The following is a 21,955-nucleotide window of genomic DNA, read 5'->3' on the forward strand; positions in this document are numbered from 1 at the left end:
GGCCCGGCACATCATCCACAGCCCGGCACCGGTGCGCCAGAACTCAGTGGCTTCGCACTTCGGGCACACGAACCCGTCGGGCCAGCGCAGTCCGGCCAGGTAGTCCAGGCAGGACTGGTTGTCCGGGAACCACTCCAGCAGCTGCTGGTAGGTGGACGGGTAGTCCACTCCCCGAACCGGATTCGCGGTCATCCACAGATCCTACTTCACCCAAGCAGATATGCAGAACAGGTGTTCTACTGGGGTATGGACGGCGCAGCGGCAGTCAGGAGTCATTCCTCGACCGACCTTGCCCAGGCTTCCGACGCCGTCGTCGACCTCGACCGTCTCGCGACCCTCTATCGATCGAGGGTCGCGACCCGAGTGCCCATCCGGCAGCGCGACCTGCCACGTCTCGAGCGCACGCTGCGCAAGCACGTGGCCGAGGCGGTGCTCACGCAGGTCCTGCCGGCGCTCGTCGGCGAGCTGGTCGAGGCCGTCGCCGACGATCTCACGACGGCGCAGGACGACGAGGCGCGGACGGAGCTCGAGGCGCTGGCCGACGCGGACCTCAGGGTCGTCGAGTCCGTCGAACGCTGCAAGGCGGTGCTGGATGCGGTCGCCCTCGAGGCCCTGGCTCGGCTTCGCTCGACGATCGAGGCGGACGAGCTGGCACGCTTCGCCGACCTCGACCGGCCGCTTCCTGCGGGCTGGATCGACGCCGACCAGCTGACCGCGCTGGAGGTGTGCACGGCCACCGGGCTCGGCACCCACGAGGTGCGGGGTCGGCTCGACCTGGCCACCGCCAGCACTCCTGGGGCTGCCGCCCTCCGCGGTCGCCTGCAGCACGGCGCGCTCACGCTCTACCGTGCGTGCACGATCCAGGCTGAGATCGCCCCACTACCGCCTGAGTGCGGGCCGGGCATCGTCGACTCCGTGCTCCGGTCCAAGGACGGCGCTCCACCCTCCCCCAGCCTCTTCCGCCAACGGCTCACGCGCGCGTGCCTGGCCGCCGACCGCGAGGCCGGCGAGCGGCGACGCGCCGCCCGACGTCGTCGAGGCGCCCACGCGCAGATCGACCACGAGGGCCTCGGCGTGCTCACCGTCGTCAACGACGCCGACAAGATCATCGCCGCGATGGAGCGAGCCGATGCCGTCGCCCGGGCCGCTCGGGCCCAGGGCGACCCGCGCGATCTCGACTCGCTGCGCGCCGACGTCATCACCGACACCCTGATGTTCGGCTGGCCTACCTCCGCCGGCACCGACCCGTCGATGCCCGGCGCGACCGGCGCGACCGGCGCGACTGGCGCGACTGGCGCTGATGATGACGGATGCCGTTCCGGCAGCGAGTGGTTCACGCGTCTGGGTCGCCGGCCGTCAGCGACAGTGACGCTCGTGGTTCCGTTCACGACGGCCGTCGGGCTCACCGACACCCCCTGCGAGGTCCCGGGCCACGGCTGGGTGACGGCGGACCACGCCCGCCAGATCATGCTCAACGACGGCTCGGCGTGGCGTCGGCTGGCCGTCGATGCGGACACCGGCGCTGCCGTGCACCTCGAGACCCAGGCCTACCGGCCGACCCCGGCGATGCGAGCGCATGTCGAGGCCGTCGACGGGACGTGCCGCGCGCCGGGGTGCACCGTGCCGGCCGCTCGATGCGACCTCGACCACGACGTCCCTTGGCCGCACGGCCTGACCGAGGTCACGAACCTCACGAGCAAGCACCGTCCCCACCACAACCTGCACACGAACGGCCACTGGCTCGTCCGCCGCGAGGGCGACCGGGTTCGCTGGCGCACCAAGGCCGGTCGCATCTACGACACCTACCCAAGGGACTGGCTCGACGGCGTCCGAGACACGTCGCTCGCGCCCCCAACTCGAGATCGGTCGACCAGGCATCGCTCGACCGATCTCGAGCCCCCACCCTTCTGAACGTGCGGTGATTCCGAACGTGCGGTGGGTCGCTGCCAGACACCCTCACGACGCGGCGGTGAGTGGCTCGGGCAGGCGGAAGACTCCGTCGCCGGTGGCGAGGTAGAAGCCGAGCAGGTCGACCTCGTGGTCGGCGCAGCGGTCGATCGCCTGCTGGTGCCAGTCACGGTCGACGTCGTCGGGCGCCGTCCCTCGCGGTCGGCCCCGACCGATGAGGATGGAGCCGTCGTTGTCGGCCGCGAGCGGCAGGAGCATGCCGAGCAGCTGGGCCAGGCCAGTGGCCTCGGCGTCCGGCGGGACGTCGTGGAGCAGGATCGGTTGGATGCCGCGGTCCTCGGCATCGCAGATCATCAGCGCGACGCACCCGGTGGCGCGGTCCGTGTCGCCGATGATGAGGTCGATGACGTCGGCAGCGACGCGACGGTTGGTCAGGGGGATCTCACTCGCCCGAGGGGGCAGGTCCTTGAAGGTCATGCCCGCCATCGTCATCCGGACGCGAGGCAGCCCGTCGAAGTTGTCCCCAGCCCCGGCGCCGCCTGACATGGCTGCGTCACCCGATGCCGAGCCGGTGAGCCACCTGGGCGCCACCGATCTCGCGGATGAAGTCCGGGTCCCCCACGACGACGAGCTCGTCGGTGGCGCGCGACATGCCCACGTAGAGCATCTCGCGGGCGCGCTCGGTCTTCTTCGCGTTCACGCAGAGGACGACCGCGCGGCGTTCGAGTCCCTTGCAGCCGAGGACGTGGCCATAGAAGACATCGTCGTCGTCCCAGAAGGACCGCCAGTATCCGACGTGGCCGTCCGCCTCCTGACGCTCGACCTGTGTCGGGTGCCGTGAGCCCATCGTCAGGAGCGCGACGTGCTGCGGCTGCCATCCCGCCTCGAGGAGCAGGTCGACCTGGTCGTCGGCGCTGCCGATCGCCTCGTCCCGAGGGCAGGCGACGAAGCGGACGTCGGCGCCGACTCCTCCCCGGAGGTGCATCCGCATCGGTGCGAGCGGCCCGAAGGCTCGGGCGATCTGCTGCGTGTTGCGCAGGTTGTGGTCGAGCACGAGTGGGACCAGTGGCACCGGCGGCCGGCCGAAGCGGGCGAAGATCCGCTGGTTCTCGTCGGAGTAGACGTAGAGACCGCCCTCGTCCTCGTCGCGCAGCGCCTTCATGAGGGGGTACCACCAGTGGTCGGCGAAGTCCTGGGCCTCGTCGACGATGACGGCGTCGAACTTCTTGCCGTCCGGGAGTGCTGCAGCGATCTCGGTCATCCGGGCGGCCAGATCACGCTCCCAGAAGGCTGCGTCGTTGCGGTCGTGCGACGCGGTGTCGATCCCCCACTCGTTGGCGAGGTCCTCGAAGGAACCGACGAAGGCCGGCCGATGGTGCCTCGGCACGCTGGCGAGCTGCCGTTTGAAGTACTGGGAGAGGCCGATCGAGTAGCAGACGAGTGCCACACGCTGCGCCTTGCGATCACCCTGGCCACGGGTGAGGTCCTTGGCCTGGGTGAGGGCCAGGATCGTCTTGCCGCTGCCGGCACCACCCCGGATCTCCATCCGCCTGATGAGCCGTGTGACCTGGAGCAGAGCCGCCTGTTCCTGGGTCAGTCGGTCCGATGTTGCCTCCCGCTCGTCCGCGTCAGCGGCGATGTCGGGTACGGGGAAGCCTCTGCCCGTGAGGATTTCGACGATCAGCTCGACGTCCTCGGCGGTGGGGACGCGCTGGTCGTTCTCCTGCAGGGCTGCGACGTCGTGGACCCGGCCAGCGAGGTCGTCGAGGTCTCCGCGGCCACTGATCATCCAGCGCGGGCAGTCCGGGGTGGCGAAGTCGTCCGCGATGTCCGTGAACGGGACGACGACCGCGTGGCCAAACCGGACCCGGCTGCGGCGGTTCTTCCAGCGGGGGTCGGCCTCCACGAAGTCGCGCAGGGCGTACTTGCCGTCGCGGCACTGCTCGACGGGGCGCACCCGGCTGCGGCGCGCACCACCACCGGACCACCAGTGGCCCTGCGCGTCGACGGAGACGCTGCCGCCCTTGACCTCCACGACGACGACGCCCACGCCAGGCATGAGCACGACGACGTCGAGCTCGTGGTCCTTGAGCTGTGAGGTGAGGCGGATGTTGGGCAGCAGCACCGTGCCCTCCGTGACGCCACGCGCCAGCCGCTCCCAGACGAGACGCTCCGACTCGTGCGCGAACCGCGCGCCCTCCCCCTGTGCCATGCCCGCAGGGTAGCCGTGCTGCGCGACCCGACCTCGTAGTTGCGCAGATCCGTCGAACCGCACCCGCGGCCGCTGCACCGGCGTACGCTCGAAAGTTGTGCGAGCGGCGCTCCCACACCAGCGAACATCCGAAAGGTGGCCAGGCTCCGCTCGACACGTCCGCGCAGATTCTCCCGGAGGTGCTCATGCGAAAGATCATCGCCACCAGCGGAGCCGCGGCCATCGCCGCAGCGCTGCTGAGTCTGCCAGGAGCCGCGAACGCCGCCCCTTCTGACACCCGCCAGATCACGTCCTCTGGCACGACCAGTATCCGCAGCCTCGGCACCGGCGCCGACGGGCTCCAGCAGCCCGAGCTCAGAGCCGGACCCGACGACGAGCAGGGTGGCGTCCCGTCGACCCGCCCCGACCCGAACTTCAAGCACGGCATCTTCCCCAAGCACCCGCTCGATGCCCCCGTGGTGGCGTCGAGCGCCGTCGCTGCGACGAACCCGGCGGTCCAGGCCAGCATCCAGGGCCTCAACCACCGCGACCAGCGCCTCGCCAACGGCGGCAACCAGTTCTCACTCGAGCCACCTGACCAGGCCCTCTGTGTCGGCAACGGCTTCACCGTCGAGTCGGTCAACAGCGTGCTGCGCGTCTACGACTCGAACGCCGTGCCGCTGACCGGGGTGCAAGACCTCAACACCTTCTTCGGCTACCCCGCGGCCATCAACCGCACGACCGGCGTCGTCGGGCCCGACGTCATCGACCCGATCTGCCACTACGACCCCGACTTCCAGCGCTTTGTCGTGGCCATCACGACGCTGCACGTGGACGCGAACGGCGACTTCAACGGCAGGAACACCATCGACGTGGCCGTCTCGAACACGAGCAACCCGACGGGCACGTGGACCATCTACTCGGTGCCTGCCCAGAATGACGGCACGGAAGGCACACCGAACCACGGCTGCACGACCGACGGCGTCACACCGGGCCCGTGCTTCCAGGACTACCCGCACATCGGTGGGGACGCCAATGGCATCTACATCACGACCAACGAGTACGACCTCTTCGGACCGAGCTTCAACGCCGCCCAGGTCTTCGCGTTCTCGAAGGCGCAGCTCGCCACCCACCCGGCAGCGGTCCGCATGACGCTGGTGCCGAATCTCGACCTGGCCGGCACGCCCGGCTTCACCGTGTGGCCGGCAACGTCACCCGCGGGCCAGTACGAGAGCGCCGCCAACGGCAGCGAGTACCTGCTCAGCTCGGCCGCCGGTGACGGCTCGGAGACGGGCAACCCGACCGGGACCGCTCGGCGCATCGGCCTGTGGGCGCTGACCAACACCGCATCGCTCGACGCCGCCACCCCGGCGCTTGCGGTCACGAACAAGCTGGTCAACAGCGAGACGTACGTCTTCCCGCCGAAGGCCGACCAGAAGGCCGGCGACTTCCCGCTCGGCCAGTGCATCAACGACACGACGATCGCGACCCCGTTCGGTCCAGGCTGTTGGCAGCTCTTCTTCAACCCGCCCGAGCCGGCGCACGACGAGGTCATCTCGCACCTCGACTCCAACGACACCCGCATGCAGCAGACGTGGTTCACCAACGGCGTCCTCTGGGGCTCGGTCGACACCGCGGTGCGGGTCAACGGCGAGCTGCGGGCCGGCATCGCCTGGTTCTCGGTGGAGCCCAAGATCAACGGCGCCGGCAAGGTCGGCGGCAACATCAAGAAGCAGGGCTACCTGGCCCTCGCGGGCAACAACCTGACCTACTCGGCCATCACGATGCTGACCACCGGTCAGGGCGCCATCGCCTTCAGCGTCGTCGGACGGGACCACTTCCCCAGCGCGGCCTACGCTCCGATCTCGTCGAGCGGAGCAGTCGGCCCGATCCACATCGTGGCCGAGGGTATCGGCCCGGCGGACGGCTTCACGAGCTACAAGGCCTTCGTCGGCACCCCGATCCGCACCCGCTGGGGGGACTACGGGGCGGCCGTCACCGACGGCCGGTCCATCTGGATCGCCTCGGAGTACATCGCCCAGACCTGCACCCTGGCGCAGTACCTGACTCCCCCGATCGGCAGCTGCGGCGGCACGCGTACCTCTCTCGGCAACTGGTCCACGCGTCTGACGAAGCTCACGCCGTCATGACCGGCTGACCGCCCGGCCACACACGTGTGCCGCCCAGCCTCGCGAACCCGGCTGGGCGGCATACGTTGTCGGGCGTCAGGGTCCGACGTCAGGCGACGCGCTGCTGCGGCGCCGTCTCCTTCGTCTTGCCCGAGTCCTTCTCGACGATGTCGCCGAGGACCTCGTCGATCTTCGTCATGAGCTCGGGCTCGAGCTTCACCCCGGCCGCCTTGACGTTCTCGGCGACCTGCTCGGGACGCGAGGCGCCGACGAGCGCGGCTGCGACGTTGGGGTTCTGGAGCACCCAGGCGACGGCGAGCTGGGCCATGGTCAGACCGGCCTCGTCAGCGATCGGCTTGAGCTTCTGCACGCGGGTCAGCACGTCGTCGTTCATGAAGCGCTTGATCATGTCGGCGCCACCCTTCTCGTCGGCGGCGCGCGAGCCCTCGGGCGGCTGCTGGCCGGGCTGGTACTTCCCCGTCAGCACGCCTTGGGCGATGGGGCTCCACACGATCTGGCTGACGCCGAGCTCCTCGCACGTCGGCACGACCTCGCCCTCGATGACACGCCACAGCATGGAGTACTGCGGCTGGCTCGAGATGAGCTGGAAGCCGAGCTCCTTCGCGAGAGTGACGCCCTCGCGGATCTGGTCGGCGGTCCACTCGCTGACGCCGATGTAGAGCGCCTTGCCCTGGCGGACGACGTCGGCGAAGGCCTGCATCGTCTCCTCGAGCGGCGTCTCGGTGTCGTAGCGGTGGGCCTGGTAGAGGTCGACGTAGTCGGTCTGGAGGCGCTCGAGCGAGCCGTTGATCGACTCCATGATGTGCTTGCGTGAGAGGCCCGTGTCGTTCTTGCCGCCGGGTCCGGTGGGCCAGTAGACCTTCGTGAAGATCTCGAGGCTCTCGCGCCGCTCGCCCTTGAGGGCGTCGCCCAGAACGCTCTCGGCCTTGGTGTTGGCGTAGACGTCCGCCGTGTCGAAGGTGCTGATGCCGGCGTCGAGCGCCGCCCGGACACACTGGGTGGCCACGTCGTTCTCGACCTGCGAGCCGTGGGTCAGCCAGTTGCCGTAGGTGATCTCGGAGATCTTGAGTCCGCTGTTGCCGAGGTATCGGAAGTTCATCCGTCCACCGTATGCCGCCGGCGATGTTGCTCGGACCCCGCTCCCCGTCGAGGGGACGCACGTACGATCGCGACGTGACGCTTCTCGAGCGCGTCGAGCACCTTCGCGCTGTCGCTGGCTACCTGGACGACGCACGCGCTGGGCACGGGCGACTGGTCTACGTCTCGGGCGAGGCCGGCATCGGCAAGACCACCTTCGTCTCCGCCGCGGCCTCCGAGCTCGAGACCGGCGCATGCGTCGCCATCGGCAGCTGCGACGGATCCGCCACCCCCGCACCGCTCGGTCCGCTGCGCGACATGGTGCCCTCCCTCCCGGCGGGCCTGTGGCCCGAGGAGGCGAGTCGGCTGGACGTCTTCACGCGGCTCGTGGACACCCTCCGAGACGCGCCCCCGGACCGGCCCTACCTGCTCGTCATCGAGGACGCGCACTGGGCCGACGAGGCCACCCTGGACCTCCTGCGCCACGTGGCTCGGCGCGTCCACGGGTGCCATGCCCTCGTGCTCGTCACCTACCGCCCCGAGGACGCGGGTGCCGGCAGCGCTTTGCGAATCCTCTTGGGGGACACCGCATCCGCCAGTGGGACCCGGCGGATCGACCTGCCGCCGCTCAGCCCAAGGGCCGTGGCGACCCTCGTCGCCGAACGCTCGCGCGACCGGCTGTCGCAGACCAGGATCGACGTGGAGCGACTGCACGACGTCACGGGCGGCAACGCGTTCTTCGTCACCGAAGTGCTCTCCGGCGACACGGCCGGCGTGCCCCCGACCGTGCGCGACGCGGTGCTCGCCCGCGTCGCCCGTCTCCACGAGTCGTCACAGCGAGCCCTCGAAGTGGTCGCCCTGACCGGGTCGAGAGCCGAGAGCGACCTGCTCGAAGGACTCCTGAGCGAGGGCCTGGCCGTCCTCGACGAGCCGCTCGCCCGGGGACTGGTCGTCATGTCGGGTCGGGAGGTCACGTTCCGTCACGAGCTGGGCAGGCTCGCCGTCGCCGACGAGGTTCCTGCCGGACGACGGCTCCACATCCACCGCCGACTCCTCGCGGCGCTCGAGAGTCGCGGAGCCGACCCGGCGCGGCTGGCGCACCATGCCGACGCTGCCGGGGACAGCCGGGCCGTGCTGGCCCATGCGCCCGAGGCCGGGGCACGGGCCGCTCGCCTCGGCGCCCACCGGGAAGCCGTCGACCAGTACCGCCGCGCCCTGCAGCACGCGGACTCCCTGCCTGACACCGAGGTGCCCGCCCGCCGCCGGGCCGACCTGCTCTGGGCCCTCGGCTACGAGCTCTATCTCACCGACCGCATCGAGGGCGCCATCGAGGCGGTCGACGCGGCCCGCCGGATCTGGGACGCCGCCGACGACGCCACGCGGGTCGGCGACGCGTGGCGGTGCCTGTCACGGCTCAGCTGGTTCGCGGGGCGCAAGGCCGAGGCCGAGACGCAGGCCGCTGTCGCCGTCGACGTGCTCGAAGGGGGCTCGACCTTCGAGCTGGCGTTGGCCTACAGCAACCTCGCGCAGCTCCGCATGCTGGCCACCGACCTGGCCGGCACCCGGGTGTGGGCGCACCGGACGCTGGACCTCGCCGACTCGCTCGACGACCTGGCGCAGCAGACCGAGGTGCGCGTGCACGCCCTCAACAACCTCGGCACGATCGAGATCGCGGCCGGTGACTTCGCCTCCGGGGCCGCGATGCTCGACGACAGCCTCCAGCAGGCACGCGCCGCCGACCTCCACGAGCACGCGGCTCGCGCGTACTGCAACCTCGCGTCGAGCGCCGTGCTGCAGCGACGGCATGAGGACGCACGGCGCTACCTCCTCGAGGGCATCGAGTACTGCTCAGAGCGCGATCTCGACTCGTGGACCCTCTATCTCGAGGGGTGGGAGTCACAGCTGCACCTCGACCGGGGTGATCTCGGCGCGGCGCGCGCCCGGGCCGAGTCCCTGCTCCGCCATCCCGACATCGCGAGCGTCGGCGAGATCGAGCCGCTCGTCACCCTCGCCCACGTGCGCGGTCGCGTGGGCGAGCCCGGCGGCGACGAGCTGATGGCGCGGGCGTGGTCCCTGGCCTCGGGGATGCGCGAGCTGCAGCGGGTGGCTCCGGTCGTCGCCGTGCGCTGCGAGGCCGCCTGGCTCGCGGGCGACCTCGGCGCCGCCGCACGCGTGGCCGCCGAGGCCTGGCCGCTCGCGGTCTCGGCCGACTGCCCGTGGAACCGCGGCGCCGTCGCGCGGTGGCTCGTCGGCGACGGCATCGAGACGCTCGGCGAGCCCGACGCGTCGGTCACCGACCTCGAGCTGGGCGGCCCACTCGCTCCCCCGTTCGCCGCGGAGGTGGCCGGTGCATGGCGTGAGGCCGCCGACATCTGGAAGTCCCTCGGATGCCCGTTCGACCAGGGACTCGCACTGGCGCGCAGCGGCCAGCGCGAGTCACTCACGGAGTCGATCGCGGTCTTCGAGCGGGTCGGTGCCCATGCCGCGGCGGCGCGATCGCGCGCTGAGCTGCGCGCCCGTGGCTGGCCCGCACCTCGCGCCCCCAGGGCCACGACGCGCGAGCACCCCTCAGGCCTGACCCCGCGCGAGACCGAGGTGATGGAGCTGTTGACGCAGGGCTACACGGACGCCGGGATCGCCGAGCGCCTCGTCATCTCCCGGCGCACCGCCGAGCACCACGTCTCCTCGGTCCTGACCAAGCTCGGGCTCGAGAGCCGGCGCGAGCTGCTCAAGATGGGTGGAGCTAGCGCGTGAGTGGGTAGTCGGCACCCATGACCTGCGGGGGCGGCGGGAGCGACGCTGGAGACATCCAGCTCTCCCATCCCGAAAGGACCACGAGCATGCCGCTCTTCATGGACGTCCACTCCCTCGGCGACGGGGTCACGATGGACGCGGTCGCCCAGGCACACCGGGCCGACCTCGCCACGCAGGACCCCCACGGTGTCAACTACCTGCGCTACTGGGTCGACGAGCGCCGGGGCCAGATCTTCTGCCTCGTCGAGGCTCCCGACGCCGAGGCCGCCAACATCGTGCACCGCGACGCCCACGGGCTCGTCGCCGACGCCATCTACGAGGTGCAGGAGGGCGTCTGACCGCCCCATCCGCTCCATCCGCCCCACCCGCACCACTGCCAACCGCCTGGCGACCCAGCCGTATGCCGCCACCCCGAGGTGACGGCATACGGCCACGTCGTCCTGCACCCACGCGGTCGCCCACCTGTCATCCCCGGTCGTCCCGGCACCGTCCCAGCCGATGGAACCGCACGGTTGGCCCGCGCGTTGGGCGGGTAGAAACCAGTCATCACCTCGACGGAATCTTCATGTTCACTTGAACGTTGATCCAGACGAGGCACGCGTGGACAGACGGTCCACGCACGACCCGAAGGGGGTGCACCATGAGGCGAAGGAAGTACGAGGAGTTCGAAGAGGACAACGGAACCGTGCTGCGCTACGCCCGCCACGACAACGGTGGCGGTTTCGTCGAGTCGCACGCCCACGTCGACCCTGCGGCCTATGTCGCCGAGAACGCCTACGTCGACCGCGGAGCGGTCGTCGGCGCGGGAGCCCGCATCGCGAGCGGCGCCTGGATCGACCGCGGCGCGGTCGTCCACGCCGGAGCCAGCATCGGCACCACGGCACACGTGGCCGCCGGCGCCGTCGTCGGGCGCGATGCCCGGATCGGCGCACGCGTCAAGATCGGCGCCAACGCCCACGTCTGGGACGGCGTGCGCGTCGACAGCGACGACGTCATCTCCGAGGGCTCTGTCGTCCGCGCCGGCTCCCAGCACCGCCGCGCCGCCTGACGCCGGTCCGGTCAGCGGGTGCCGGCCACCCGGGACACCGCTGCGGCGACCGCCGGCGCGACGCTCGCGTCGAAGACGCTGGGGATGATGAAGCTCGGGTTGATCTCGCCCGGCTCGACCGAGTCGGCGATGGCGGTCGCCGCGGCGACCATCATGGCGTCCGTGATGTCGGAGACGCCGGCGTCGAGCAGCCCGCGGAAGAAGCCCGGGAAGACGAGGACGTTGTTGATCTGGTTCGGGTGGTCGGAGCGGCCGGTCGCGACGACGGCGGCGTGCTCGCTCGCGGCGATCGGGTCGACCTCCGGCACGGGGTTGGCGAGGGCGAAGACGATCGCGTCGGGAGCCATGGTCGCGATGTCGTCACCCGTCAGCAGGTCCGGCGCCGAGACGCCGATGAAGACGTCGGCACCGACGAGGACCTCCTTGAGGGTGCCGCTCTGGTGACCGGTGTTCGTGTGGTCGGCGATCCACTGGCGGAAGGGCTCCATGCCCTCGTTGCCGTTGTGGACGGCACCCGTGCGACCGCAGGCGACGATGTTGCGGGCACCCTGGGTCAGCAGGAGACGGATGATCGCGTGACCCGCGGCGCCGACGCCGGACACGACGATGTGCACGTCGTCGATGGACTTGTTGACGACGCGCAGGGCGTTCTTGAGCGCGGCGAGGACGACGATCGCGGTGCCGTGCTGGTCATCGTGGAAGACGGGGATGTCGAGGAGGTCACGCAGGCGTGACTCGATCTCGAAACACCTTGGGGCAGAGATGTCCTCGAGGTTGATGCCGCCGTACACAGGGGCGATCGCGCGCACGATCTCGACGATCGCATCGGGGTCCTGGGTGTCGAGGCAGACCGGCCAGGCGTCGACTCCCCCGAACTGCTTGAAGAGCGCGGCCTTGCCCTCCATCACCGGGAGGGCCGCGAGCGGGCCGATGTTGCCCAGCCCCAGGACGGCCGAGCCGTCTGTGACGACGGCGACGGTGTTGCGCTTGATCGTGAGACGCCGGGCGTCCTCCGGGTGCTCGACGATCGCCTGACAGATGCGGGCGACTCCGGGCGTGTACGCGCGTGACAGGTCGTCGCGGTGCTTGAGGGGCACCTTCGGGTTCACCTCGATCTTGCCGCCGAGGTGGAGCAGGAAGGTCTGGTCGCTGACCTTGCGGACGACCGCCCCCGGGATCGCGGCGATCGCCTCGGTGATGAGGTGACCGTGCGCCTCGTCCCGCGTGTCGCACGTGACGTCGACGACGAGCCGGTCGGTGCGGCTCTCGGCGACGTCGAGCGCCGTGAGGGCTCCGCCGGTGGACGAGACGGCGGTGGTGAGGGCCGACGTCGCGTTGGCGGCGGCGGGCACCTCGACCCGGACGGTGATCGAGTACCCAGGACTCGGGATGGCCATGACAGTCCTCTCGCGTGGAGCAACGGTGCCCGACCCGTTCATCCTCCACCCGCGGCGGTCGGCCCGCTCGGATGCCGACCGTCTCGTCGGGAATGTCGCCGGCATGCCGCAGAGGTCGTGGCCGGCGCATCGGTTTCGTGACCGGCCCGGACGCGCGCCAGTTCGTTCACTGCCGCCCCGAACGGGCCAGGGCCACGAGGTCTCGCATCCCGGCATCCGGCAGGTACGCGCGGCTCAGGGCCAGCCCGATGCGCGGGAGCGCGGCCTCGTCCGGGAAGACGAGATAGAGCGGTTCGTGCCTCGGTTGGAACTTCGACTTGAAGGCATGCAAGGACCTGAAGCCGTAGTACGGCTCCAGGGACTCGCCGAGTCGGTCGAGGAAGACGTCGAGCGTGCCCCGGTCCAAGGACTCGTCACCCGCAGAGGGCCGGGTCCGGGCCAACGGGGCACCCGAGAGGGAGACGAGGGCGCAGCCCTCCTCCTTGAAGGCGAGACAGGCCGAGGCGATGAGGAACTCCATGGAGTAGCGGAAGCCTCCGGGCAGGCGCCGCATGACGTCCAGCGTCCAGCCGGCGGGGTCCCCACCCCCGCTCGCGTGGAACGGCATCCACGACGTGACCCCGTGGACCGTGGCGTCACCGTCGATGGCCAGGCCGACTCGGACGTGAGGGTCGAGGGCTTCATCCACGCCACCGAGGGTGAAGCCCATCTCGGGCAGCCCCTTGTCCTCGACCCATTCGGACGAGATCGCCTTGACCTGCATCTGTATGCCGCGCGGCATGTCCTTGAGTGGGCCGAGCCGGAAGCCGATGCCGAGCTTGGCCGCCTGGTTCAGGGCGGTGCGCACGTCCTGCCATGCCTTGCCGACGAAGTCCAGCGTGGGCAGGTCGACCCAGGCCTCTTCCGCCACCTGGAGGGAGTGCCATCCCTGCGCTCGCGCATGTCGAGAGGCCTCTCCCGTCACGGTGAAGAGGCACGGCACCAATCCCTGGGCGTGCACGGCGTTCGCGAAGGCGCCGAGCAGCATGGACCGGTCCTCCTCGGCCGAGGCCACGGGGTCACACAGCCCGACCGCGACGCCGGCGTGCACGCGGTACGCGACGTATCCCGACACGGAGGCCGGCGTGAACCAGCGGTTCTCCGGCCAGGTCGTCATCCACGCGAGACGGTTGACCGTGCCCTGCTGCCGCAGCAGCTGCGTGGCCCGTGAGCGCTGGTCGTCGTCGGCGGGAGCGACGATGCTGCCGCTGGTGCGGCGAGCGCGGCGGGGCGACGGGTTGCGGAACGCATGGCGGCCCACGAGGCACACGGACAGGCCGAGCCCGTTGCCGAAGAGCTCCCAGCCGGCAGCGAGGAGTCCCTGCTCGCCCACCGCGATCATGTAGGCGAGGTTCAGGACCTGGATGACCATGACGACGAGCAGGAGCCCCACGGCCCAGCGCCAGGCCAGTCGCCGGCCCTTGTAGAGCGACCGGGCGAGCCACAGCCAGAGGACGATCTGGAGGACGCCGAGCAGCAGGTCCGTGTCGGCGAGCTCCGCGGCCCGGGCCTCCGGGCTCAGGGTGACCGCGAACGGGCCGTCCGCGGTGGTGAAGGGGCGTAGCGCGACCTCGACCGCGGCGATGACGAAGAAGCCGGACGCGAGCAGGCGGAAGTCTCGTCGCGTCAGGTGGCGGAAGGTGAGCAACGGCGCGCGGCCCATGAGAGCCGGTCCGAGGAGCAGGCCGAAACCCACCCCCAGCACGTGCTCGAGGTCCGCGAGTGCGCCCATGTGGATGACGAAGAGCACGACGTAGGCGCCGAGCAACGCCCGGACCCGACCACGCCACGGGGGTGACAGCGTGACCGACGCTGCGGCCGCCGCGCCGAGGAACCCGGCGGACGGCCCCGCGTCGCGCACTGCGGCGAGGTGCGTCGTCCACGCGTAGCCGTGGTCACGGGTGAGCCACAGCAGACCGGCGGCACCCAGGACGGCTACGACGTGGCAGGACACGAGCGCCACTGCGTAGCGGAGCGAGCCCAGGCGCCACTCCGCGAAGCCCCCGAACACGATGAGCCCCAGCAGGATCGGGACGTACTGGAACGGGCGCGCCGCGAAGAAGGCACCGGTCAACACGGTGGACCAGGAGCCCTGCTCGAACGCGGGCAGGCCGTAGCTCACGGAGTCGTTCAGCGGCCGATCGAGGAGCGGGTCCCAGAGGGACCGGGTCCACACCGACAGCGCGAGGGTGGCGACGACGAGAATGCTCGTCAGCGGTAGGCGACTCGTCACCGTCCAGAGACGGGACATGCCTTCGATTGTCCTGCCAACCACCCCTCGCGTCGAGGACGTGCTGGATGTCCGACGAGCCCGTCCGACGCCGCCGACACCGCAGACGCGGCCGACGCGGCCGACGCGGCCGACGCCTCAGCGGGATGCCTGCGTCAGGGCGAGGAACTCCGCCCGCGAGCGTGAGTCGTCCCGAAGGGCGCCGAGCAGGCTCGAGGTGATGGTCGTGGTGCCCGGGGCCTGCACGCCGCGCAGCGTCATGCAGAGGTGCTCGGCCTCGACGACCACGCCGACCCCGACCGGGCTGAGCTGGGCGCACAGCCAGTCGGCGACCTGGACGGTCAGTCGCTCCTGCACCTGGGGACGCGACGAGAAGTGCTCGAGCACACGAGCCAGCTTGGACAGGCCGAGGATGCGCCCGCCCGGGAGGTAGCCGATGTGGGCGGTCCCGACGAACGGGAGCATGTGGTGCTCGCAGAGGGACCGCACCGGGATGCCCCTCGCGACGATCAGCTCGTCGTAGCCGCCGTCGTTGGGGAACGTCGTCATCTGGAACGGTCGTGGGCTCATCAGCTCTGCGAGCGATGCGGCCATGCGTTCCGGTGTGCGCGCCAGCGACTCGTTGTCCACGTCGATTCCCATTGCCTCCAGCATGATTCGGGCTCCGGAGGCCGCGCGCGCCAGGTCCGGTTCGGTGACGGCACCGGTTCCCGCCCAGTGCCTTCGGGCGCGATCACGAAGTCCAGCCTGTTCCGGTGACGGGCTCATGCGCTCGTTCCTTCCCGGGCGCGGAGCCCGTCATGGTCGTGGAGGGCCAGGACGCCCGCGTCGCCCCGGGGACGGGACGAGGCCGACCGCAACCAACGGCGGGCGCTCTCGTGGGCCCGCGCCACGAGAGCGGTCGTCTGGCTGAAGTCGGCGGGTGACACCGACAGGGGGCACAGCGGGGGCAGGACGTGCAGCCGCGCACCGCCGTCATAGCCGCGGACCTGCGCCATGAGCTGGCGGTGCAGCAGCAGGCTCAGCGCCGTCAGGACCGAGCCGAGCGCGGTCGTCGGACCTGCTCCCGCGCACGGGTAGCCGGCGGGCAGCAGATAGATGTCCGTGACGCCGTGCGCCGCTGTGTGGGCCAGCACGTCCAGCTCGCCGATGGCGCCGTCGACGAGGGTCCTGCCCTGACGCACCACGGGCGGGAGCAGCCCCGGGACCGCAGCGCTGGCTCGGACGGCGCTGACGGCTGCACCCGTGCCCATCACGATGCCCTGACCGGTCACGAGATCCGTGGCCGTGACCTCGACCGGGACACGTGCGTCGTCGAGGTCGTCGTAGCCGAGGTTGCTCTGCAGGAGGCGCTCGAGGCCGGTGCCGGCGAACAGCGACGGTTGGGTCCCGCGTGCGGCCCCGAGCCACCGAAGCGGGTCCGGGGCGAAGATGTCCTGGCGACGCATCCGTTGCCAGAGGCCCACGAGGGCCTCCAGTCTGGCCCGCGTGCTCCCGGGTCCGGCGAGGTAGGCCGCGTTGACGGCGCCGACGGACGTGCCGACGAGCAGGTCGGGCTCGATCTTGCAGTCGCGCAGCGCCAGGAGCATCCCGACCTGCACCGCGCCGAGGCTGCCTCCCCCGGTCAGCACGAAGGCCGTGCTCATGGTCAGCCCCGCCGGACCGGCCACAGCACGGGGCGCGGGTCGAAGCGCGTGGCGAGCCGCTGCAGGGCGACGGCCGCCGACATCAGGCCGAGGTCGCGCAGGGCCACATCGTAGAAGCCGGGGAGGAGCAGCAGGTTGAGGATGATGCCGCCGAGCCACGCGGCCACGACGATGGCGCCGAGACGCGGGTGGAGGGCGACGACCAGGCCGGCCACCACCTCGACGATGCCGACGACATACATCGCCTCGTGCGGTGTGACCGGCAACGGCCGGGACAGCACGGGGGCCAGGTACTGGTCCCACTGCACGAGGAGGTTGGTGAACTTGTCGAGACCGAAGACGACCGGGGCGACGACGAAGGCAGCGCGCAGCACGGCATACGCCTGGTAGGTGGGGTCACTCCTGTCCGGACGTGCGGGGCGCTCGACCCGACGGGTGGTGCTGGGACTGCCGATGGTGACCATGCGTGTCCTCCTGGACTGGTGGCTCGGTGCCCTCCGGGCTGCTCCGCGACATCGAGCCGGCCGAGTGGGACGCTGACGGGGTGTTAGTGCGTCCACGCGCCATCGGTCTTACCGCGCTGTCCCCGACCGGTAAGACCGGCGACGCTGCACACCGCCAACAGGGCATGACCCCGCACCAGACCCACACCCCGGCCACCGCGGTCCCCTGCCAGTCCGCCGGACCACCGCTCGACGTCGTCGAGTGGCGCAGGTGCCGGCTGCGCGAGGCGGGCTTCCCGGCCCTGCTCGCTCGTGACCTGGCCCGGCAGCGGGTCGACCTGCACGCGCTGCTCGAGCTCGTGGACGCCGGCTGCCCGCCGGAGCTCGCGGCACGCATCCTGTCCCCGCTCGACGGCCTCGACGGCCTCGACGGCCTCGATGCGCCGCAGGTGGGCTGATGACCGCCGTGAGCAGGGACGAGCAGCGCTCGGACACCTCGGTGTCGTCACCACCGTCGGATGCCCCGGGCCCGATGGACTGGGTGGAGGCGCTCACCGGTGGAGGACCCGAACAGGCCGCGGCCCTGCGAGAGCTGCATGCACTGATGCTCCGGGCCGCCGCGCACCAGGTGTGGCGCATGCGTCCCGCGCTGCCCGATCCTTCCCCGTCGGCGGTCGACGTCATCGTCAACCAGGCGGCCGACGAGGCCATGACCGCCCTGCTGGCCAAGCTGCACACCTTCGAGGGGCGGAGCCGCTTCACGACGTGGGCCTTCAAGTTCGCCATCCTCCAGGCGGCGACCGAGGTCCGGCGGCTGCAGTGGCAGCACCGTGAGGTGGAGCTCCGTGACCTCGACGTGCCGAGCGCGCCGCGGCACGAGGACCCCGAGCTGTATGCGGAGGGAAACGACCTCGCGGCGGCCGTGGCCGCCGCGATGCGTGGCGTTCTCACGCCCTACCAGCGACGCATCGCGATCGCCCTCCTCGTCGACGGCATCCCGATCGACGTTCTTGCCGACCGCCTGGGCACCAACCGAGGAGCCCTCTACAAGACGCTGCACGACCTCCGGGTCCGCCTGCGGACGGAGCTCACCGCGAACGGCTACCTGCCCGTCCACCCGGCAAACCCGCCGGATCCGGCCCCCTCCGACGCCCGCTCACGCATCTCCCCCACCCCCACGGCAGGCACTCCATGAGCACGACACCTCGCCCCGACTCGGCCGCCCTGACACCACGCAACGTCTGTGCGCTGCTGCAGGACACGACCCCCTGGCTCTCGTGCGACGAGTGCTTCGAACGGATGGACAGCTATGCCGAGGCGCTGGTGCACGACCCCACCTACCGGGACGAGGCGATGGCCGCCCACCTGCGGGGGTGCGCAGCCTGCGACGAGGAGGCCGAGTCGCTGCTGCGGCTGCTCGACGGCCGGTGAGGCTCGGGCCCAGCTCCGCCACCCGGCAGGCGACCACGTCTCGGGTCCGGTGTGGACCCGAGACGTGGTCGCCTGCTGGTGGCTCAGTGCGCCTCCCGGGTGAGGCTGAAGCGGGCCGCGACCCCTGAGATGAGCAACGCCCAACCGGTGAGCACGAGGGCAGCAGTCGTCGGGCTCAGCATCCCGTGCGCTGCCGTGCCGACGCTGGTCAGGGCGATGGCAGCCCCCGCGGGGAGCCACTGGGCGACCTCGGGGAGGGCGCTGGCGAGGATGCCGACCTCGATGATCATGACCCAGGTGATCGCCCCGACGATGGCAGCGACCGTGTTGCGGGTCAGTGCCCCGAGTGCGACGCCGACGAGGCCGTAGAGGGCGGAGGCCACCGTGGCGCCGATCCAGAGCTGGGCCACGTCGATCGGCAGCGAGTGCACCCCGCGGGCGCCGTAGATGATCACGGCCTCCGCGTAGGCGATGCCGAAGGTGCCGGCGCCCAGGAGTGCACCGAGCCCGAGGACGGTGACGGCCTTGGCCGCGAGCACCCGGGCGCGGCGGGGCTCGCCGAGGAAGGTCTGCATGATGGTGCGGTGTCGGTACTCGCCGGCGACGACGAGCACCCCGATGGCCAACATCACCATCGAGGTGAGCGCTGACACGGAGAGTGTGTGGTTGACGTGGTCCGTCGACCCGAAGGCCGGTCCCCCGGGACTGGGGACGAGGGCGTTGGCGGCGACGGAGGCCATTCCGAGCACGAGGGTGATGCCGAGGCTCACCCACGCAGCGGGGGTGGTGCGAAGCTTGTAGAGCTCAAGGGAGACAAGGGTTCTCATGACCAGACTTCCTGGGTGTCGGTGGAGTGGATGAGGTCGTGGAAGACCGACTCGAGGTCGGTGTCGTCGGTGACGATGTCGCGGACCGGGCCGGCGGCGGCGAGGGTGCCGCGGTGGATCACGACGAGGTCGTCAGCGACCGCCGCGACCTCGCTGAGCAGGTGGCTCGACAGGAAGACGGTGCCGCCGGCGTCCGCGAAGGACCGCAGGAAGCGGCGCATCTCGCGGATGCCGTCCGGGTCGAGGCCGTTGAGCGGCTCGTCGAGGACGAGCACTGACGGGTCGCCCACGAGCGCCGAGGCCAGGGCGAGCCGCTGACGCATGCCGAGCGAGAAGCCACCGACCCGGCGACCGGCCGCGGCCCCGAGACCGAAGCGGTGGAGGAGGTCGTCTGCCGTGTCGGTGGGAACCCCCGCCTGCCTCGCGGTCAGGCGGATGTGGTTGCGGGCAGAGCGGTTCGGGTGGAATCCCTGGTCGAGGACCGCGCCGACGACGCGAGTCGGATGGGGCAGGTCGGCGTAGCGGACGCCATCGATCGTCGCCTCCCCGCTGGTCGGGTCGGCGAGACCGAGCATGATCCGCATGCTCGTCGTCTTCCCTGCCCCGTTGACGCCGAGGAACGCGGTGACTCGGCCGGGAAGGGCCGTCGCCGTGAAGCCGTCGAGGACGGTGACGGGACCGTAGTGCTTCGTGAGCTGGTGGAACGAGAGTGTTGGCATAGTGCTGAGCTCCTGTGTCGGGCCGGTTTGGCTGAGACCAACGATCCGGCTCCACGGGGTCCTCGGTCGTCGGCCGTGCGGCCGAGCCTCCGCGTGCGCCTGGGGGTGGGGTCATCGGTCGCCCACGAGACGGCATACCTCCCGGGGCGTACGCCCCGAAGCCGATCCCACGGAGGCCCGCGCTCCCTACCCTTCAGGTATGGACACGCGTTGGCGGCGACGCCCGCGGCGGCTGGACCCACGGGTCGCCGACGCTCTCGTCGCGCTCGGCCTCTTCGTCCTGCTCGTCCTGTCGTTCGGCGTGGCCGTCCGCGCAGGGCAGCGGCCGGTGGACGCGTGGGCCTGGGTGCTGGGCATCCTCATGACGGCGCCGTACGCCGTGCACCGCCGAGCCCCGTGGCTCGCCCTCACCGTGACGCTCCTGGCCCTCGTGGCCTTCTCGCTGCTCCACTACGCCCCCTACCCCGGGGTCAGCGCCTTCGCTCTGCTGTTCGGACTCGCGCTGCACGGTCGACGCCGCGACTCGCTCCTGGCGCTCGGCGCGACCGTGGGGGCCTTCTGTCTGGCCATCGCCGCCCAACCCGCAGGCGTGGTCTCCCCGAGCGACGTCGTCTCGACCCTGCTCGCGACAGCGGTCGCGTGGCTGGCCGGCGACAACCTGCGCCAGCGACGTCTCCGGTGGGCGGCGATCGAAGAGCGAGCCCGCCTGCTCGAGCGCGAGCGGGAGGACCGGGACCGCGCGGCCGTGACGGCGGAGCGGCTTCGGATCGCCCGCGAGCTGCACGACGTCGTGGCTCATTCGATGTCGGTGATCGCGGTCCAGGCGGGTGTCGGGAGCCACGTCATCGCCACCGACCCGACGGCAGCTCGAGACGCCCTGGCGGTCATCGAGTCGACCAGCCGTGGTGCGCTCACCGAGATGCGTCGCATGCTCGGGGTGCTCCGCCAGGACGGTGAGACCGCGATGCACCCCATGCCCGGGCTCGCCGACATCCCACGGCTCGTGGCCGAGACGCGCCGGACCGGTGTCGGGGTCACCGTGAGCTCGACCGGCGACGGCGCGAGCCTGCCCGCCGGCCTGGACCTCGCGGCATACCGCGTCGTGCAGGAGGCGCTGACGAACGTCCTCAAGCACGGCGGACCCGTCGCTCACGTCCACATCGCCTGCTCGGAGGAGGAGGTCGACCTCGAGGTGCTCGACGAGGGACCAGCCAGGCGTCCGCGCCGTGGGGACGTCCCGGCGTCGGACGTCGGCGTCGCCCCGGGCGCCGGCCAGGGACTGGTGGGCATGCGGGAGCGGGTGGAGCTCTACGGCGGGAGCTTCGAGGCCGGCCCGAGGCCCGGAGGTGGGTTCCGGGTGCACGCCACGCTGCCGTATGCGGTGCAGACGCCGTGAGTGCGCCGGTGCGCGTCGTCGTGGTGGACGACCAGGCCCTCGTGCGCGGAGCGTTCTGCGTGCTGGTGGGCTCCGCGCCCGACCTCGAGGTCGTGGGTGAGGGCGAGAACGGCGCCGAGGCGGTCGCGCTCGCGCGCGAGCTCGAGCCGGACGTCGTGCTCATGGACATCCGGATGCCGGTGATGGACGGACTCGCGGCGACAGGCGCCATCGCCGCCCTCGGCCTGTCCACACGCGTGCTCGTCCTGACGACCTTCGACCTCGACGAGTACGTCTTCGGAGCCCTGCGCGCGGGAGCCAGCGGCTTCCTGCTCAAGGACACGCCGCCGGCCCAGCTGCTCGACGGGATCCGAGTCATCGCACGTGGTGAGTCGCTGCTGGCGCCCACGGTGACGCGCCTGCTCATCGAGGAGTTCGTCCGGCGAGAGCCGGCCGACATGGTCGGACGACCCGACCCGCCCGCGTCCCTGGACGCGCTGACGGAGCGCGAGCGGGAGGTTCTCCTGCTCGTCGCCAGGGGCCTGTCCAACCACGAGATCGGCACCGAGCTCTTCGTCACCCCGGCGACGGCCAAGACCCACGTGAGCCGACTCCTCATGAAGCTCGGAGCCCGAGACCGCACCCAGCTCGTCGTCATGGCCTACGAGAGCGGACTCGTGGAGCCGCACGCCCCCTGAACCCGGCCCACGCGGGCCGCGG

General features: G+C 71.1%; 21 protein-coding genes. 10 read left to right on the plus strand and 11 right to left on the minus strand.

Annotated features, from left to right (window positions below):
* On the minus strand, nt 1-192 hold a 192-nt coding region (locus AC1DW8_RS21780), incomplete at its 3' end, for a transposase (RefSeq protein ID WP_478095845.1).
* A gap of 39 nt (nt 193-231) precedes the next feature.
* On the opposite strand from AC1DW8_RS21780, the gene AC1DW8_RS21785 reads away from it, so the two are divergent.
* Nucleotides 232-1,911: an HNH endonuclease signature motif containing protein gene (locus tag AC1DW8_RS21785; protein ID WP_478095846.1), complete on the plus strand. Its 1,680-nt coding sequence runs from the start codon at nt 232-234 to the stop codon at nt 1,909-1,911.
* A gap of 45 nt (nt 1,912-1,956) precedes the next feature.
* Here the strand turns inward: AC1DW8_RS21785 and AC1DW8_RS21790 are convergent, their stop codons facing one another.
* Together AC1DW8_RS21790 and AC1DW8_RS21795 are read right to left on the minus strand one after the other, a co-directional pair.
* Nucleotides 1,957-2,454 carry a hypothetical protein gene (locus AC1DW8_RS21790; protein ID WP_478095847.1) on the minus strand — a complete coding sequence of 166 codons (498 nt, stop codon included), beginning with the start codon at nt 2,452-2,454 and terminating at the stop codon, nt 1,957-1,959.
* Between the two features lie 7 nt (nt 2,455-2,461).
* Nucleotides 2,462-4,120, minus strand: coding sequence for an NERD domain-containing protein (locus AC1DW8_RS21795; protein ID WP_478095848.1), 1,659 nt, complete (start codon nt 4,118-4,120; stop codon nt 2,462-2,464).
* A 185-nt stretch (nt 4,121-4,305) separates the two neighbouring features.
* On the opposite strand from AC1DW8_RS21795, the gene AC1DW8_RS21800 reads away from it, so the two are divergent.
* Nucleotides 4,306-6,249: a hypothetical protein gene (locus AC1DW8_RS21800; protein ID WP_478095849.1), complete on the plus strand. Its 1,944-nt coding sequence runs from the start codon at nt 4,306-4,308 to the stop codon at nt 6,247-6,249.
* Nucleotides 6,250-6,337: 88 nt separating this feature from the next.
* Here the strand turns inward: AC1DW8_RS21800 and AC1DW8_RS21805 are convergent, their stop codons facing one another.
* A complete protein-coding gene (locus AC1DW8_RS21805) occupies nt 6,338-7,348 on the minus strand; it encodes an aldo/keto reductase family protein (RefSeq protein ID WP_056827248.1) in 1,011 nt (336 codons plus the stop codon).
* Between the two features lie 74 nt (nt 7,349-7,422).
* Between AC1DW8_RS21805 and AC1DW8_RS21810 the strand changes: the two genes are divergently transcribed.
* From AC1DW8_RS21810 to AC1DW8_RS21820, 3 genes are all read left to right on the plus strand, one after another.
* Nucleotides 7,423-10,080 carry an ATP-binding protein gene (locus AC1DW8_RS21810; RefSeq protein ID WP_478095850.1) on the plus strand — a complete coding sequence of 886 codons (2,658 nt, stop codon included), beginning with the start codon at nt 7,423-7,425 and terminating at the stop codon, nt 10,078-10,080.
* Between the two features lie 86 nt (nt 10,081-10,166).
* Nucleotides 10,167-10,418: a DUF4242 domain-containing protein gene (locus tag AC1DW8_RS21815; protein WP_082619890.1), complete on the plus strand. Its 252-nt coding sequence runs from the start codon at nt 10,167-10,169 to the stop codon at nt 10,416-10,418.
* 302 nt (nt 10,419-10,720) lie between these two features.
* The gene (locus AC1DW8_RS21820; protein WP_056776093.1) at nt 10,721-11,128 is read left to right on the plus strand and encodes an LbetaH domain-containing protein; all 408 of its coding nucleotides are present in this window, start codon (nt 10,721-10,723) and stop codon (nt 11,126-11,128) included.
* An 11-nt stretch (nt 11,129-11,139) separates the two neighbouring features.
* Here AC1DW8_RS21820 and AC1DW8_RS21825 read toward each other — a convergent pair whose 3' ends face one another.
* From AC1DW8_RS21825 to AC1DW8_RS21845, 5 genes are all read right to left on the minus strand, one after another.
* Nucleotides 11,140-12,525 (minus strand): NAD-dependent malic enzyme, encoded by a 1,386-nt coding sequence (locus AC1DW8_RS21825; RefSeq protein WP_056776090.1) that lies wholly within the window; start codon nt 12,523-12,525, stop codon nt 11,140-11,142.
* 166 nt (nt 12,526-12,691) lie between these two features.
* Nucleotides 12,692-14,815: a bifunctional lysylphosphatidylglycerol flippase/synthetase MprF gene (locus AC1DW8_RS21830; RefSeq protein ID WP_478095851.1), complete on the minus strand. Its 2,124-nt coding sequence runs from the start codon at nt 14,813-14,815 to the stop codon at nt 12,692-12,694.
* 117 nt (nt 14,816-14,932) lie between these two features.
* Entirely contained in the window at nt 14,933-15,562 is a 630-nt protein-coding gene (gene folE / locus AC1DW8_RS21835; RefSeq protein WP_478095852.1) for a GTP cyclohydrolase I, read from the minus strand.
* The gene (locus AC1DW8_RS21840) at nt 15,559-16,440 is read right to left on the minus strand and encodes a patatin-like phospholipase family protein (protein WP_156415558.1); all 882 of its coding nucleotides are present in this window, start codon (nt 16,438-16,440) and stop codon (nt 15,559-15,561) included. The genes folE and AC1DW8_RS21840 overlap by 4 nt, the downstream gene beginning before the upstream one ends.
* A gap of 2 nt (nt 16,441-16,442) precedes the next feature.
* Nucleotides 16,443-16,904, minus strand: coding sequence for a hypothetical protein (locus AC1DW8_RS21845; protein ID WP_478095853.1), 462 nt, complete (start codon nt 16,902-16,904; stop codon nt 16,443-16,445).
* Nucleotides 16,905-16,906: 2 nt separating this feature from the next.
* On the opposite strand from AC1DW8_RS21845, the gene AC1DW8_RS21850 reads away from it, so the two are divergent.
* Genes AC1DW8_RS21850 through AC1DW8_RS21860 form a run of 3 tightly spaced genes read left to right on the plus strand, consistent with a single transcriptional unit; the run spans nt 16,907 to nt 18,314 of the window.
* A complete protein-coding gene (locus AC1DW8_RS21850; RefSeq protein ID WP_478095854.1) occupies nt 16,907-17,341 on the plus strand; it encodes a hypothetical protein in 435 nt (144 codons plus the stop codon).
* Nucleotides 17,341-18,078, plus strand: a complete 738-nt coding sequence (locus AC1DW8_RS21855) for an RNA polymerase sigma factor (protein ID WP_478095855.1) — start codon at nt 17,341-17,343, stop codon at nt 18,076-18,078. Before AC1DW8_RS21850 ends, AC1DW8_RS21855 begins: the two co-directional genes overlap by 1 nt.
* A complete protein-coding gene (locus AC1DW8_RS21860; protein ID WP_478095856.1) occupies nt 18,075-18,314 on the plus strand; it encodes a hypothetical protein in 240 nt (79 codons plus the stop codon). Before AC1DW8_RS21855 ends, AC1DW8_RS21860 begins: the two co-directional genes overlap by 4 nt.
* An 83-nt stretch (nt 18,315-18,397) precedes the next feature.
* On the opposite strand, the gene AC1DW8_RS21865 is transcribed toward AC1DW8_RS21860, so the two are convergent.
* The gene (locus tag AC1DW8_RS21865; RefSeq protein WP_082623021.1) at nt 18,398-19,141 is read right to left on the minus strand and encodes an ABC transporter permease; all 744 of its coding nucleotides are present in this window, start codon (nt 19,139-19,141) and stop codon (nt 18,398-18,400) included.
* Nucleotides 19,138-19,860 carry an ABC transporter ATP-binding protein gene (locus tag AC1DW8_RS21870; RefSeq protein WP_056776077.1) on the minus strand — a complete coding sequence of 241 codons (723 nt, stop codon included), beginning with the start codon at nt 19,858-19,860 and terminating at the stop codon, nt 19,138-19,140. The genes AC1DW8_RS21865 and AC1DW8_RS21870 overlap by 4 nt, the downstream gene beginning before the upstream one ends.
* A gap of 199 nt (nt 19,861-20,059) precedes the next feature.
* Between AC1DW8_RS21870 and AC1DW8_RS21875 the strand changes: the two genes are divergently transcribed.
* Nucleotides 20,060-21,256: a sensor histidine kinase gene (locus AC1DW8_RS21875; RefSeq protein ID WP_056776075.1), complete on the plus strand. Its 1,197-nt coding sequence runs from the start codon at nt 20,060-20,062 to the stop codon at nt 21,254-21,256.
* Nucleotides 21,253-21,933 carry a response regulator gene (locus AC1DW8_RS21880; protein WP_478095857.1) on the plus strand — a complete coding sequence of 227 codons (681 nt, stop codon included), beginning with the start codon at nt 21,253-21,255 and terminating at the stop codon, nt 21,931-21,933. Before AC1DW8_RS21875 ends, AC1DW8_RS21880 begins: the two co-directional genes overlap by 4 nt.
* Nucleotides 21,934-21,955 lie beyond the last annotated feature (22 nt).

Source organism: Terrabacter sp. P2_E3, from assembly GCF_056403915.1.